The sequence below is a fragment of the Kitasatospora phosalacinea genome, assembly GCF_000716545.1.
In the GTDB taxonomy this organism is placed as follows: domain Bacteria; phylum Actinomycetota; class Actinomycetes; order Streptomycetales; family Streptomycetaceae; genus Kitasatospora; species Kitasatospora phosalacinea.
On the sequence record NZ_JNWZ01000075.1, the window covers coordinates 1 to 13,741 of the forward strand.

Annotated in this window: 13 protein-coding genes and 1 rRNA gene; 11 read left to right on the top strand and 3 right to left on the bottom strand. The window is 75.7% G+C overall.

The window, feature by feature from the left end; translation table 11 throughout:
* Window positions 1-210 precede the first annotated feature (210 nt).
* From rrf to OO48_RS28720, 3 genes are all read left to right on the top strand, one after another.
* Window positions 211-327, top strand: a 5S ribosomal RNA gene (rrf, locus tag OO48_RS28710).
* A gap of 220 nt (window positions 328-547) precedes the next feature.
* Window positions 548-1,900: a hypothetical protein gene (locus OO48_RS28715; protein ID WP_157845560.1), complete on the top strand. Its 1,353-nt coding sequence runs from the start codon at window positions 548-550 to the stop codon at window positions 1,898-1,900.
* A complete protein-coding gene (locus tag OO48_RS28720) occupies window positions 1,897-2,775 on the top strand; it encodes a tetratricopeptide repeat protein (RefSeq protein WP_033221496.1) in 879 nt (292 codons plus the stop codon). Before OO48_RS28715 ends, OO48_RS28720 begins: the two co-directional genes overlap by 4 nt.
* 69 nt (window positions 2,776-2,844) lie before the next feature.
* Here OO48_RS28720 and OO48_RS28725 read toward each other — a convergent pair whose 3' ends face one another.
* The gene (locus OO48_RS28725; RefSeq protein WP_081952451.1) at window positions 2,845-4,200 is read right to left on the bottom strand and encodes a DUF1015 family protein; all 1,356 of its coding nucleotides are present in this window, start codon (window positions 4,198-4,200) and stop codon (window positions 2,845-2,847) included.
* A gap of 105 nt (window positions 4,201-4,305) precedes the next feature.
* Here OO48_RS28725 and OO48_RS28730 point away from each other — a divergent pair, with 105 nt between their 5' ends.
* The gene (locus tag OO48_RS28730; protein WP_033221498.1) at window positions 4,306-4,806 is read left to right on the top strand and encodes a tetratricopeptide repeat protein; all 501 of its coding nucleotides are present in this window, start codon (window positions 4,306-4,308) and stop codon (window positions 4,804-4,806) included.
* Between the two features lie 47 nt (window positions 4,807-4,853).
* Window positions 4,854-5,900: an HAD-IIA family hydrolase gene (locus OO48_RS28735; protein ID WP_033221500.1), complete on the top strand. Its 1,047-nt coding sequence runs from the start codon at window positions 4,854-4,856 to the stop codon at window positions 5,898-5,900.
* Between the two features lie 127 nt (window positions 5,901-6,027).
* Here OO48_RS28735 and OO48_RS28740 read toward each other — a convergent pair whose 3' ends face one another.
* Window positions 6,028-6,375 (bottom strand): SCP2 sterol-binding domain-containing protein, encoded by a 348-nt coding sequence (locus OO48_RS28740; protein ID WP_033221502.1) that lies wholly within the window; start codon window positions 6,373-6,375, stop codon window positions 6,028-6,030.
* 133 nt (window positions 6,376-6,508) lie between these two features.
* On the opposite strand from OO48_RS28740, the gene OO48_RS38625 reads away from it, so the two are divergent.
* From OO48_RS38625 to OO48_RS28755, 4 genes are all read left to right on the top strand, one after another.
* Entirely contained in the window at window positions 6,509-7,567 is a 1,059-nt protein-coding gene (locus tag OO48_RS38625) for a hypothetical protein (RefSeq protein WP_051733027.1), read from the top strand.
* Window positions 7,560-7,718: a hypothetical protein gene (locus OO48_RS38630; RefSeq protein WP_157845561.1), complete on the top strand. Its 159-nt coding sequence runs from the start codon at window positions 7,560-7,562 to the stop codon at window positions 7,716-7,718. The genes OO48_RS38625 and OO48_RS38630 overlap by 8 nt, the downstream gene beginning before the upstream one ends.
* Before the next feature lie 36 nt (window positions 7,719-7,754).
* A complete protein-coding gene (locus tag OO48_RS28750) occupies window positions 7,755-8,561 on the top strand; it encodes a TlyA family RNA methyltransferase (RefSeq protein WP_033221505.1) in 807 nt (268 codons plus the stop codon).
* Between the two features lie 91 nt (window positions 8,562-8,652).
* On the top strand, window positions 8,653-9,552 hold the full coding sequence (locus OO48_RS28755) for an NAD kinase (RefSeq protein ID WP_033221507.1): 900 nt from the start codon (window positions 8,653-8,655) through the stop codon (window positions 9,550-9,552).
* Between the two features lie 28 nt (window positions 9,553-9,580).
* Here the strand turns inward: OO48_RS28755 and yczR are convergent, their stop codons facing one another.
* Window positions 9,581-11,053, bottom strand: coding sequence for a MocR-like transcription factor YczR (gene yczR / locus OO48_RS28760; RefSeq protein WP_033221508.1), 1,473 nt, complete (start codon window positions 11,051-11,053; stop codon window positions 9,581-9,583).
* Window positions 11,054-11,167: 114 nt separating this feature from the next.
* On the opposite strand from yczR, the gene yczE reads away from it, so the two are divergent.
* Together yczE and recN are read left to right on the top strand one after the other, a co-directional pair.
* A complete protein-coding gene (yczE, locus tag OO48_RS28765) occupies window positions 11,168-11,821 on the top strand; it encodes a membrane protein YczE (RefSeq protein WP_033221510.1) in 654 nt (217 codons plus the stop codon).
* Between the two features lie 100 nt (window positions 11,822-11,921).
* Window positions 11,922-13,655 carry a DNA repair protein RecN gene (gene recN / locus OO48_RS28770; RefSeq protein ID WP_033221551.1) on the top strand — a complete coding sequence of 578 codons (1,734 nt, stop codon included), beginning with the start codon at window positions 11,922-11,924 and terminating at the stop codon, window positions 13,653-13,655.
* The last annotated feature ends 86 nt before the right edge of the window (window positions 13,656-13,741 follow it).

The following is a 13,741-nucleotide window of genomic DNA, read 5'->3' on the forward strand; positions in this document are numbered from 1 at the left end:
CTGGGTTGATAGGCCGGATATGGAAGCCCCGTGAGGGGTGGAGTTGACCGGTACTAATAGGCCGAGGGCTTGTCCTCAGACGCTCGCGTTCACTGTGTGGTTCCCGGGTAGCGAACAGCTATCGCCGGCATGGAGCCTAATTCTTGGCTCCGCCAGGTAAGTAACACAACTTTCAACTGAAAAGTGTGTTCGCTGAATACCCGATAGGGTTTCGGTGGTCATAGCATGAGGGAAACGCCCGGTTACATTCCGAACCCGGAAGCTAAGCCTCATAGCGCCGATGGTACTGCAGGGGGGACCCTGTGGGAGAGTAGGACGCCGCCGAGGACAAGGCGGACGTTCCGGACCCTGGTGGGTCCGGAGGGCGTCCGGATCTCGCGCTGGTGTCGGTGGATCGGCAGTGGCGCCTCTCGAACTCGCAGTGTGCAGACAGGAGTCACCAGAATGTCGAACCCGCCCCAGGACCGGCCCGAGCGCCGTAACGACGGCGGCCGGGGGTACGAGCCCAGGTCGCGCGGGGGCTGGTCGAACGACCGTGGCCCGCGTCGTGACGACCGTGGCGAAAGCGGCGGCTACCGGGGTCGTGACGACCGCGGTGACCGTGGCGGCGACCGCGGGGGCTTCCGCTCGCGTGACGACCGGCCGTCGTACGGCGGCGGTGGCGGCGGTGGTTACCGCGGCAACCGTGACGACCGTCCGCAGGGCGGTAGCGGTGGCGGTGGCTACCGCTCGCGTGACGACCGGCCGTCCTACGGCGGCGGTGGTGGCGGCGGCGGTTACCGCTCGCGTGACGACCGCCCGCAGGGTGGCGACCGCGGTGGCTTCCGCCGTGACGACCGTCCCCAGGGCGGTTTCGAGCGTCGTGACGACCGCCCGCAGGGTGGCGGTTTCCGGGGCGGCCGGGACGATCGTCCGCAGGGTGGCGGTGGCTACCGTCCCCGTGAGGACCGTCCGCAGGGTGGCGGCTACCGCGACCGGGACGACCGTCCGCAGCGCAGTGGCGGGTTCGAGCGTCGCGACGACCGTCCCCAGGGTGGCGGTTTCCGGGGCAACCGCGATGACCGTCCGCAGGGCGGCGGCGGTTACCGTCCCCGGGATGACCGTCCGCAGGGCGGCGGCTACCGTCCCCGTGAGGACCGTCCGCAGGGTGGCGGCTACCGCGACCGCGATGACCGTCCGCAGCGCAGTGGCGGGTTCGAGCGTCGCGACGACCGTCCCCAGGGTGGCGGCTTCCGGGGCAACCGCGATGACCGTCCCCAGCGCAGCGGTGGTTTCGAGCGCCGTGACGACCGCCCGCAGGGTGGCGGCTTCCGGGGCGGCCGGGATGACCGTCCGCAGGGCGGCGGCTACCGTCCCCGTGAGGACCGTCCGCAGGGCGGCGGCTACCGTCCCCGTGAGGACCGTCCGCAGGGCGGCGGCTACCGTCCGCGCGAGGAGCGGTCGTTCGATGACCGTCCGCAGCGCAGTGGTGGTTTCGAGCGCCGTGACGACCGCCCGCAGGGTGGCGGTTTCCGTGGCGGCCGGGACGACCGTCCGCAGGGTGGCGGCGGCTACCGTCCCCGTGAGGACCGGCCCTCCTACGGTGGCAGCCGTGACCGGGACGACCGTCCGCAGCGCAGCGGTGGTTTCGAGCGTCGCGACGACCGCCCCCAGGGTGGCGGCTACCGCGGCACCCGGGACGACCGTCCGCAGCGCAGTGGCGGTTTCGAGCGTCGCGACGACCGTCCCCAGGGCGGCGGTTTCCGTGGCGGTCGCGACGACCGGGGCGGGTACCGGGGCAACCGGGACGACCGTGGGGACCGGGGCGGCTTCCGGGGCGGGCGGGACGACCGTCCGCGCGGGGGCGGGTACGACCGCGGTGAGCGCGGTGGGTACGACGAGCGGCGCCAGGAGCCGGTGAAGCGGCTGCCGATCCCGGACGACGTGACCGGGTTCGAGATCGACGCGGACGTCAAGCAGGACCTGAAGAGCCTGCCGAAGACGCTGGCGGACGACGTGGCGCGCAACCTGGTGATGGTGGCGCGGCTGCTCGACAGCGAGCCGGAGGAGGCCTACAACTACTCGCGGGTCGCGCTGCGGCTGGCGTCGCGGGTGGCGAGCGTGCGCGAGGCGGCCGGGTTCGCCTCGTACATGACGCAGCGGTACGCGGAGGCGCTGACCGAGTTCCGGGCGGCGAAGCGGATGACCGGGCGGGTCGACCTGTGGCCGGTGATGGCGGACTGCGAGCGCGGTCTCGGCCGGCCGGAGCGGGCGCTGGCGATGGCAGGCGAGCCCGAGGTGAAGCAGTTGGACAAGGCCGGTCAGGTCGAGATGCGGCTGGTCGCGGCGGGTGCCCGGGCGGACCTGGAGCAGTTCGACGCGGCCGTCGTGACGCTGCAGAGCCCGGAGCTGGCGTCCTCGGCGATCCACCCGTGGACGGCGCGGCTGCGCTACGCCTACGCGGACGCGCTGATCGCGGCGGGTCGGGCGGACGAGGCCCGGGAGTGGTTCGTGAAGGCCGTGGAGGCGGACACGGACGGGTCGACCAACGCGGCCGAGCGGCTGGCGGAGATCGACGGCGTGGAGTTCACCGACGCGCTGGACGAGGAGTCCGAGGACGAGGGCGCGGAGGCCGTGGAGCCGGTGCGCCGTCAGATCGACAAGGACGACGTCGGCGACGACCGGATGATCTTCGAGGACGAGGAGGACGTCGAGGAGTTCTACGACGAGGACGACCTCGAGGTCGACGAGGACTACGACGAGGACTCGTTCGAGGAGCAGCCGAAGCAGGGCTGACGAGCAGCTGAGGAAGGCCCCCGTTCCGGGTAGGAGCGGGGGCCTTTCCCGTTTCCGGGTGCGGAGCGGTCAGCCGAGTTCGAGGGAGCGCAGGACCAGTCCGGTGGCCGGCTTGGGGCCGAAGGAGGTGGACTTGCGGGGCATGGTGACGCCCTGCTCGGCGAGGCGGCGCACCACGCGTTCCTCGACGGGGTGGAGCAGGACGGCGGTGCCGCCGGTGCGGGCGGCCTCGCGGACGGCGGCCTCGGCGGAGTGCAGGTAGCCGATGTGCTCGGGGCTGTCGGGGACGTGCCAGGTGCGGTCGAGCAGGACGGCGTGCAGGACGGTGGCGTCCAGGCGGCGCCACTGCTCGGGTCGGTCGGTGCGGACGGCGTCGGTGAGGGTGGCCTCGTCGGGGCCGGTGAGTAGGTGGAAGCGGCCGTCGCCGGCGGTGAGGACGAAGGAGTTTCCGGGGGAGCGGTGGGCCTCGGCGAGGGCGTTCAGGGCCTCGGGGAGGGGGCCGGGCAGGTCGGTGACGCGCCAGGCGGCGGGGTCCAGGGCGGTGAGCGCGGCGTCGAGCGGGAGGCGCTGCAGGACGCGGTGGATGGCGCGGACCCGCAGCGGGTAGCGGTCGGTGTCGACGAGCAGGACCAGGCCGCGGTCCCAGGGGCTGCGGGGGAGGTGGCGGTGTTCGCGCTGCAGCCGCAGGTACATCTCCCAGCGGTGGTGGCCGTCGGCGATCAGGGCGCGGCAGGTGGCCAGGTCGCGGGTGACGGCGGCCAGTTCGGCGGGGTCGGTGACGGCCCACAGCCGGTGGTGGGTGCCGTCGCTGGTGGTGGTGGCGAGCAGCGGTTCGGTGGCGGCGGTGCGGTCGACGACCTCGGCGGCGCGGCCGTGGCCGCGGTAGGTGAGCAGCAGCGGTTCGAGGTTGGCGCGGGTGGTGCGCATCAGGCCGACCCGGTCGGCGACCGGCTTGGGCATGACGTCCTCGTGCGGGAGGACGACGCCCGCCTCGGGGCCGCTGACGGCGAGGGCGCCGATCAGGCCGCGCTGGAGGGTGCCGGAGGGGGTGCGCTGCTCGTAGACGTACAGGGCGGGTCGCGGATCGGCGGTCAGGACGCCCTGCCGGCGCCAGTCGCGGAGCAGGCGGGCGGCGTGCCGGTAGCGGGTGTCGCGGTCGGGGCGGTCGCCGGCGTCCTCGGGTTCGGGGCGGGGGAGGATCAGCCGGACGATGTTGTGCGGGTCCGCGGTCTCCAGGTCCAGGCGCCGTCCGGGGTCGACCACGTCGTACGGCGGGGAGGTGACCGCGGCCAGGTCACCGACCCGGTGCGGGTCGTAGCGCAGGCCGCGGAACGGGGACAGGGACAGCCCTGCGGTGGCGACGTGCCCGGGGTCTCCGGGGCCGCCCGAGGGCTCGTTGCCGGTTTCGGCACGAGGGGCGCTCATTCTGGGCATGTTAGCCGGGTAGGCCTTGTTGGGAGATCGCGTCGGAGGCGGACGTCCAGGCCGTGGGCGGGCGAGCGGGACGAGCGGGAAGCGGGGTAGCTGGGGATGGGTCACCTGGAGCACGAGGACGGCGGGAGCCGGAACGGGAACGGGGGCGGGGTGCCGGGCGGCGGGGTGTACGACTGGTACCGGCGCGGGGTGCGGCTGCTGGAGGAGAAGCACCCGGCGGCGGCGGTGCAGCTGCTGGCGCGGGCGGCGGAGGCCGAGCCCGGTTCGGGGTCGATCCGGGAGGCGCTGGCGCGGGCGCAGTTCGACGCGGGGCAGTACGGGCAGGCGCTGGAGAGCTTCCGGGCGGTGGCGGAGGCCGACCCGTCCGACGACTACGCGCAGTTCGGCTGGGGGGTGTCGGCGGCCCGGCTGGGCGACTTCGAGACCTCGGCGGAGCACCTGGCGCTGGCGGTGGCGATGCAGCCGGGCAACCGGCACTACCAGGCGGCGCTGCGGCAGACCAGGGCGACGCTGGCGGCCCGGGCGGGGGCGTACGGTCCGCTGCTGCCGGGGGCCCCCGGGTACCTGGCTCCGCCGGAGGATCCGGCCGCGCCATAGGGTGGCGGGTGTCCGGTTCGGTTCGAGGTGACGAGGGTGGAGCAGCGATGACGGAGAACGCCGCGGCGGTGCGGAGCGTGCCGGGGGCCAGTGCGGTGGCGCTGACGGAGGCGTACGACACGGCGCTGCTGGACCTGGACGGCGTGGTGTACGCCGGGCCGCACGCGATCGGGCACGCGGTGGAGTCGCTGGACCGGGCGCGGGCGGCCGGGATGCGGTTGGCGTACGTCACCAACAACGCGTCGCGGCCGCCGCGGGTGGTGGCGGAGCACCTGACGGAGCTGGGCGTGCCGGCCGAGCCGGCCGACGTGATCAACTCGGCGCAGGCGGCGGCGCGGCTGGTGGCGGAGAAGGTGCCGGCCGGGTCGCGGGTGCTGGTGATCGGCGGGGCGGGCCTGCTGGAGGCGCTGGAGGAGCGCGGGCTGGTGCCGGTGCGCTCGCTGGAGGACGACCCGGCGGCGGTGGTGCAGGGCTACGACCCGTCGGTGGGCTGGGCGGACCTGGCGGAGGCCTCGTACGCGGTGGGCCGGGGGCTGCCGTGGGTGGCCTCGAACACGGACCTGTCGATCCCGACGGCGCGCGGCATCGCCCCGGGCAACGGGACGCTGGTGGCGGCGGTGCGGGCGGCGACCGGCGCGGTGCCGGAGGTGGCGGGCAAGCCGCTGCCGCCGATGCACCGGGAGACGGTGCTGCGGACGGGCGCGAAGCGTCCGCTGGTGGTCGGCGACCGGCTGGACACCGACATCGAGGGCGCGTTCAACGGCGGGGTGGACTCGCTGCTGGTGTTCACCGGCGTCGCCACCCCCGAGCAGGTGCTCGCCGCGCCGGTCCAGCACCGTCCGACGTTCCTGGCCGAGGACCTGCGGGGCCTGCTGGAGGCGCAGCCCGAGGTGGCGGCGGCCGGCGGCGGCCGGTTCGGCTGCGGCGGCTGGACGGCGGGCGCGGACGGCGGGGTGCTGGTGCTGGACGGCGCGGGCACCCGGATCGACGCGCTGCGGGCGCTGTGCGCGGCGGCCTGGACGTGGGCGGACGCGCACGACGGCGCGGCGCCCGAGTCGGCGAAGGCCCTGGCGGGGCTGCCCGCGGCGGAGTGACGGTCGGACCGACGGGCGGGGCCGCGCGGTGCTGCCGGGGGCGGACGGCGCGGGCCCGCCGGCCGGTCGGTGTGCGGCGCGGTGCTGGTGGCGACGAAGGCGGGCTCGCCCCCGGCGGGCGGCCGGTTCAGAGCAGGGTGCGCAGGCGCAGCAGGTCGCGGAGGCTCGCGTCCAGTTTGAGGCGGCCGGTGGCCCAGGCGGTGGGGAAGGCCAGCTTGCCGTCGACCAGGGCGACCAGGTCGTCGCCGGTGGTGGTGAGCCTGATGTCGGCCTTGGTGGCGGGCGGGCCGGGGGCGTCGGTGATGCCGGTGAGCCGGCCGTCGGCGAGGCGGCCGGTGAAGGTCAGGCCGAGGTCGGTGAGGTGGCAGCTGAGGGAGCGGTCGAGGGCGGTGGCCTTGCGGATGTCGCCGCCGGCGGCCGCGAGGTTGCGGCTGAGCTGCTCCAGCGCGGTGCGGCACTCCTCGATGGTGGCCATGGGCGGCTTGCTCCTGTCGGTGGTCGTTCTGCGCCCCACGCTAGCGCAGCGCCGTACGGCGGCGGCCGGGAACGGGTAGCGTCGGTGCGGGCAGTCGGTGTGGGCAATATCGGGGCGCAGAGGAGGCGGACGGATGCTGCAGGACGCGGTGCGGGGTGTGCGGGGCGTACTGGTGGTGGCGGGCGAGCTGGTCGAGGAGGCGGGCCGCCGGGTGCTGGACACGGCCGGGGGGCTGCTCCAGAAGGGCGGTGAACTGCCGCCCGGCGTCGAGCAGTTGCGGGTGATCGCCGGGGAGGTGGTGACGGCCGGGCGGGCCGGGGTCGACCTGGTGTCCGGGGTGGCCCGGGGCGAGGTGGAGCGGGTGTTCGAGAAGGTCGGCGACCAGGTGGTGAAGGTCGGCGTGGTGCTGAGCTTCCTGGAGTCGAAGCTGCGGGAGGTCGAAGAGGAGACGCCGGCGGCGACGGCGCAGGAGCCGCCGGAGGAGGAGCCCGAGGAGCAGCCGGTGGTCCGTCCGGCGGCACGGGCCCAGGGTCTGTTCGACGCGGGCTGGGACGCGGAGCCGGAGGCCCCGGCCGGGGGCGCGGCGGCGGAGGCCCCGGCCAGGGGCCGGAAGGCGACGGCCCGCAAGGTGGTGGCCCGCAAGCAGGCGGCCGGTTCGGCGTCGGGCGTGAAGAAGGCCGCCGCCCGCAAGGGTGCGGCGGCCAAGCAGGCGACGGCGCAGCGCTCGGTGCCGCGCGAGGCGGCCGCGGCGCCGGGCGGGGAGCCGGTCGTGACGCCGCGGACGGTGGCGAAGAAGGTGGCCGCCAAGAAGTCCGCCGCGCAGCCGTCGGCCCCGGTGCGGAACCCGGCTGCCGCCTCGCCCGCCGCGCAGCCCGCCGGAGCCCCGGCCGAGGCGCTCGCGGACGCGTTGCCGGGCGCGCCGCTGCCCGCGAAGAAGACCCCCGCGAAGAAGGCCCCCGCGAAGCAGGCCCCCGCGAAGAAGGCGCCGGCCAAGAGGGCGCCTGCGCGGAAGGCGGCTCCGGTCTCGGCCGCCGAGGGCGCGGCGGTGGTGGCCGCCGCGAGCGCGCAGCCGCCCGGGGCGAAGGCGCCGGCCCGCAAGGCCGCGGCGAAGAAGGCCCCGGCCGCGAAGCGCGTTTCGGCGAAGCGCGCCTCGGCGAAGCCCGCGCCGGAGGCGGGTGGCGGCGGTGAGTGAGCAGGTCGTCCGTACGGGGGAGCCCGGGGTGGACGAGGTGTTGGCCCGGCTGGGGCCGCCGGACGGGGCGGGGGCGGAGCGGTGGGCCGAGGTGTACGAAGATGTCCATGCGCGGCTCGCCGCGACCCTCGCGGCGCTGGACCGCGGGTGAGGACACTCCGATGTGGGAGCTGACGTAGCAGTGGCAGTGGCACGACGCCGTCTGGACGCGGAGCTGGTGCGCCGCAAGCTGGCCCGTTCGCGGGAGCACGCGAGCGAGCTGATCGCGGCGGGCCGGGTGACGGTGGCCGGGGCGGTGGCGACCAAGCCCGCGACGCAGGTGGAGACCGCGGCGGCGGTGGTGGTCGCCAAGGACGACGCCGACCCGGACTACGTGTCGCGCGGCGGGCACAAGCTGGCGGGCGCGTTCGCGGCGTTCGTGCCGCAGGGCCTGGTGGTGGAGGGGCGCCGGGCGCTGGACGCGGGCGCGTCCACCGGCGGGTTCACGGACGTGCTGCTGCGCGCGGGCGCGGCGCACGTGCTGGCGGTGGACGTCGGCTACGGGCAGCTGGCCTGGTCGTTGCAGAGCGACGAGCGGGTGACGGTGATGGACCGCACCAACGTGCGGGAGCTGACGCCGGAGCTGATCGGCGGCGAGCCGGTCGACCTGGTGGTGGGCGACCTGTCGTTCATCTCGCTGGGCCTGGTGCTGCCCGCCCTGGCCCGCTGCGCGGCGCCGGACGCGGACCTGGTGCTGATGGTGAAGCCGCAGTTCGAGATCGGCAAGGAGCGCCTGGGCTCGGGCGGGGTGGTGCGCTCGCCGGAGCTGCGGGCGGAGACGATCCGGCAGGTCGCGGGGCAGGCGTGGGCGGTGGGCCTGGGCGTGCGGGCGGTGGCGGCGTCGCCGCTGCCGGGGCCGTCGGGGAACGTGGAGTACTTCCTGTGGCTGCGCCGGGACGCGCCGCCACTGGATCCGGCGGCGGCGGACCGGGCCGTGGCCGAGGGCCCCAAGTAGGGTACTTGGCAGGCGTCCGGGCGTTGCGCAGACTGGCAGGTCGTGGCCGGGCCGCGGTGACCCGGCGGGCGTAGGGAGAGGGCAGCGGGGAATGAGCGATCGTCGAACGGTCTTCCTGATCGCGCACACCGGCCGGGAGGCGGCCCTGCGCAGCGTGGAGGGCTTGGTGGACGGCCTGCTGCGGGCGGGGATCCGGATCCGGCTGCTGGAGACCGAGGCGGTGGGCCTGGACCTGCCGGACGGGGTGGAGCTGGTGCCCGGCGGGCACGGCGCGGCGGACGGCTGCGAGCTGATCCTGGTCGCGGGCGGGGACGGCACGCTGCTGCGCGGCGCCGAACTGGCCCGCGAGTCGGGGCTGCCGATGCTCGGCATCAACCTGGGCCGGGTGGGTTTCCTCGCCGAGGCCGAGCGCGACGACCTGGCGACCGTGGTCGAACGGGTGGTGGCCGCGGACTACGAGGTCGAGGAGCGGATGACCATCGACGTCCTGGTGCGCACCAACGGTGACGTGCTGCACGAGGACTGGGCGCTGAACGAGGCGTCGGTGGAGAAGGCGGCCCGGGAGCGGATGCTGGAGGTGGTCACCGAGGTGGACGGCCGCCCGGTGTCGAACTTCGGCTGCGACGGGGTGGTGCTGTCCACGCCGACGGGCTCCACCGCGTACGCGTTCTCCGGCGGCGGGCCGGTGGTGTGGCCGGAGGTGGAGGCGCTGCTGATGGTGCCGATCAGCGCGCACGCGCTGTTCGCCCGCCCGCTGGTGACCTCGCCGGACTCGGTGCTGGCGGTGGAGGTGCAGCCGAAGACCCCGCACGGGGTGCTGTGGTGCGACGGCCGCCGCTCGGTCGAACTCCCGGCCGGGGCGCGGGTGGAGGTGCGCCGGGGCAAGACGCCGGTGCGGCTGGCCCGGCTGCACCGGGCACCGTTCACGGACCGGCTGGTCGCCAAGTTCGCGCTGCCGGTGACGGGTTGGCGCGGCCGCTCGGAGAACTGACGGCCCCGCGAGGGGGGTTGACGCGCGCTCAGAGCCCGGCGGGGGCTTGGTCCCCGCCGGCGAGGCGTTCGGTGCGGGCCAGGTCGGCGGCCCCGGCGATCCGGCGCAGCGCGTCGGGGACGCGCGCGGCGGGCAGGGTGAGCGGCAGCCGCAGGTGCTCCTCGAAGGCGCCGTCGACGCCGAAGCGGGCGCCGGAGGCGATCCGCACGCCGACCCGCTCGCCGGCCCGGGCCAGGGCGGTGGCGGGCAGCCCGGGGGTGGCCGCCCACAGGGCGAGGCCGCCGGGCGGCAGGGCGAAGCGCCAGTCGGGGAAGTGCCGGGGCAGCTCGCGGGCGAACGCCTCGGCGGTGGCCCGCAGCCCCGCGTGCCGCTCGGCCCGGACGACGGGCAGGTGCTCGGTCAGCAGCCGGGCCGCGATCAGCTGCTCCAGGACGGGCGTGCCCAGGTCGTACAGCGCCCGGTCGGCGGCCAGCTTCCGCACCAGGGACGGCTGGGCGCGCAGCCAGCCGATCCGCAGGCCGGGCCAGAGGATCTTGCCGGCCGAGCCGACGGTGATCACCTGGGCGTCCCGGTCGAGCGCGGCCAGCGGCCGGGGCAGGTCGTGCTCGGCGACGTCCCAGCCGAGCTCGGCGCAGGTCTCGTCGGCGATCACGGTGGTGCCGGCCGCCCGGGCGTGCGCGAGCAGGGCACGGCGCTGCTCCTCGTCGACCAGCGCGCCGGTCGGGTTCTGGAAGTCGGGGATGACCGAGGCCAGCCGGGGCGCGGCGCCGCGCAGCACCCGCTGCCACTGGGCGAGGTCCCAGCCGGTGCGCCCGGTTCCGTCCTCGACCAGCGGGACGGGCACCAGGCGGGCGCCGGCCCGCTCCAGGGCGCGCAGCGTGTTGGCGTAGCTGGGCGCCTCGACGGCGACCCGGTCGCCGCGCGACAGCAGCGCCTGGTGGGCCAGGTGCAGGGCGCTCATCGCCCCGGTGGTGACCAGCACCTGTTCGGGGCCGGTGGGCAGGCCGCGTTCGGTGTAGCGGCGGGCGACGGCCTCGCGCAGCACCGGCAGCCCGGTCGGGTAGTTGCCGTGCCCGGCGGTGTACGCGGGCAGTTGGGCGAGGGCGTGCGCGGCGGCTTCGCCCAGCTGCTCGGGGGCGGTGGGCGCGGCCAGGCCCAGGTCGAGGACGGTGTCCCGGTCGGGGGAGACGGGGTGCAGCGCGTCGGCGGGCGGGCGGGTGCCCTCGGGCAGGGCCGTCCAGGAGCCGGCGCCGCGCCGCGAGCGCAGGTAGCCGTCCGCGCGCAGCGCCTCGTAGGCGGCGGCGACGGTGGTGCGGGAGAGGTTCAGTTCGGCGGCGAGTTCGCGTTCGGCGGGCAGCCGGGTGCCGACCGGGAGGCGGCCGTCGGCGACCAGCCGGGAGACCTGGGCGGCCAGCGCCCGGTAGGCGGGCCGGCGGCCGTCCCCGGCGGGCAGCTGGCGGGCGAGGGCGTGCGGGGTGAGCGTGCTGTGCCACTCGGACATCGCTGATCAGTCCACCTGGTTCAGATTGGCCCTTTCGGGGCGCGTTTTGGACTCCTCATAGTGGCGTGCAGTGCCGGAGAGCGGCAAGCACCACACCGAGAAGAGGTCCACCCGATGGCGGTCTCCCTGTCCCCGTCCCCGTCCTTGACCCGCACCGGGGACGCCCCGTCCCGCCGCCTGCCCCGCCGCCTCCTCCAGCTCGCCGTCGGCCTGGTGCTGTACGGCGTCTCGATGGGCCTGGTGCTGCGCTCCTCGCTCGGCGGCAACCCGTGGGACGTCTTCCACCAGGGCCTGGCCCGGCACGTCCCCCTGAGCGTCGGCACCTGGGTGACGCTGGTCGGCGCGCTGGTGCTGCTGCTGTGGATCCCGCTGCGGCAGAAGCCCGGCGTCGGCACCGTCGGCAACGTGCTCGTCCTCGGCGTGGCCATGGACGCCACCCTCTCCGCCGTCCCGCACCTGCACTCCCTCGCCGTCCGCGTCCCGCTGCTGGTCGCGGGCATCGTCCTCAACGCCCTGGCCACCGGCCTGTACATCGGCGCCCGGCTCGGCCCCGGCCCCCGCGACGGCCTGATGACCGGCCTGCACCGGCGCACCGGCCGCTCCGTCCGGCTGATCCGCACCTGCATCGAGCTGACCGTCCTGACCACCGGCATCGCCCTCGGCGGCACCTTCGGCGTCGGGACGATCGCCTACGCCCTGGTGATCGGCCCGCTGGTGCAGTTCTTCCTGCCGCGGCTCACCGTGCCCGGCGGGACGGCCCGGCACTAGGGACGGGAGCCCCGGCGGCACCGCCACTCAGGGGTGAAACGGGGGCGGTCGTCGCAAAGCGACGGTGGAACCTCGTAAGGTCGTCTCCGTGTTGGACGAGATGCGGATACGGGATCTGGGTGTCATCGACGATGCGGTGGTCGAACTGGCCCCCGGCTTCACCGCCGTCACGGGCGAGACCGGCGCGGGCAAGACCATGGTGGTGACCAGCCTGGGTCTGCTGCTCGGTGGCCGGGCCGACCCGGCGCTGGTGCGCAACGGCTCCGAACGGGCCGTGGTGGAGGGGCGGTTGACCCTCGACCCGGCCTCGCCGGTGGTGGCGCGGGCGCTGGAGGCGGGCGCGGAGCTGGACGACGGCGAGCTGCTGGTCAGCCGCACCGTCTCCGCCGAGGGCCGCTCCCGGGCGCACGTCGGCGGCCGCTCGGTGCCGGTCGGGCTGCTCGCCGAGCTCGGTGAGGACCTGATCGCCGTGCACGGCCAGACCGACCAGCAGCGCCTGCTGCGCCCGTCCCGGCAGCGCGGCGCGCTGGACCGGTACGCGGGCGAGGCCGTCGCCGAGCCGCTGGCCCGCTACCGGGAGGTGTACCGGGAGCTGCGGGAGGTCTCCGCGACGCTGGAGGAGCTGACCACCCGGGCCCGGGAGCGGGCCCAGGAGGCCGACCTGCTGCGCTTCGGGCTGGAGGAGATCGCCGCCGCCGAGCCGGTCGCCGGGGAGGACGTCGAGCTGGCGGTGGAGGCCGAGCGCCTGGGCCACGCCGACGCGCTGTCCTCCGCCGCGACGCTCGCGCACGCCGCCCTGGCCGGCGACCCCGCCGACCCGGAGGCCGTCGACGCGGGCACCCTGCTGGCCCAGGCCCGCCGCGCCGTCGACGCGGTGCGCCACCACGACGAGCGCCTGGCGTCCCTGGCCGACCGGCTCGGCGAGTGCGGCTACCTGCTCGCCGACGTGGCCGGCGACCTCGCCGGGTACGCCGACGACCTGGACGCCGACCCGGTCCGGCTGGCCGCCGTCGAGGACCGCCGCAGCGTGCTGGGCCACCTGGTGCGCAAGTACGCGGGCGTGGAGGGCACCCTCGCCGAGGTGATCGACTGGGCCGAGACCGGCTCGGCGCGGCTGCTGGAGCTCGACGGCGACGACGAGCGGATCGACGAACTCGGCTCCCGGGAGACCGAGTTGCGCGCCCGGCTGGCCGACCTGGCGGCCGAGGTCTCGCAGGCCAGGCACGCCGCCGCCGACAAGTTCGCCGCCGCCGTCTCCGACGAGCTCGCCGAACTCGCCATGCCGCACGCCCGGGTGACGTTCGCGATCAGCCAGGTCGACGACCTGGCCGGCATCGAGCTGGACGGCCGCAGCGTCTCCTACGGCCCGCACGGCGTCGACGAGGTCGAGGTGCTGCTCGCCCCGCACCCCGGCGCGCAGCCCCGCCCGATCGCCAAGGGCGCCTCCGGCGGCGAGCTGTCGCGCGTCATGCTGGCCGTCGAGGTGGTCTTCGCGGGCGCCGACCCCGTCCCCACCTACCTCTTCGACGAGGTCGACGCGGGCGTCGGCGGCAAGGCCGCGGTCGAGATCGGCCGCCGACTGGCCAAACTCGCCCGCAGCGCCCAGGTCGTGGTGGTCACCCACCTCCCGCAGGTCGCCGCGTTCGCCGACCGGCACCTGGTGGTGGAGAAGACCAACGACGGCACCGTCACCCGGAGCGGCGTCAAGACCCTCAACGACGAGGAGCGGGTACGCGAACTGTCCAGGATGCTCGCCGGGTTGGAGGATTCCGAGCTCGGCCGCGCGCACGCGGAGGAGCTGCTGGAGGCCGCCCGCACCGCCCGGGCCCGCTGACCCGGAAGGCGCCGGCACCGCCGCGGGCGACGCGCCAGCGGCGGTGCCGACTGTCCAAGAGGCGGACCGACCTGGCATGGTGGCGA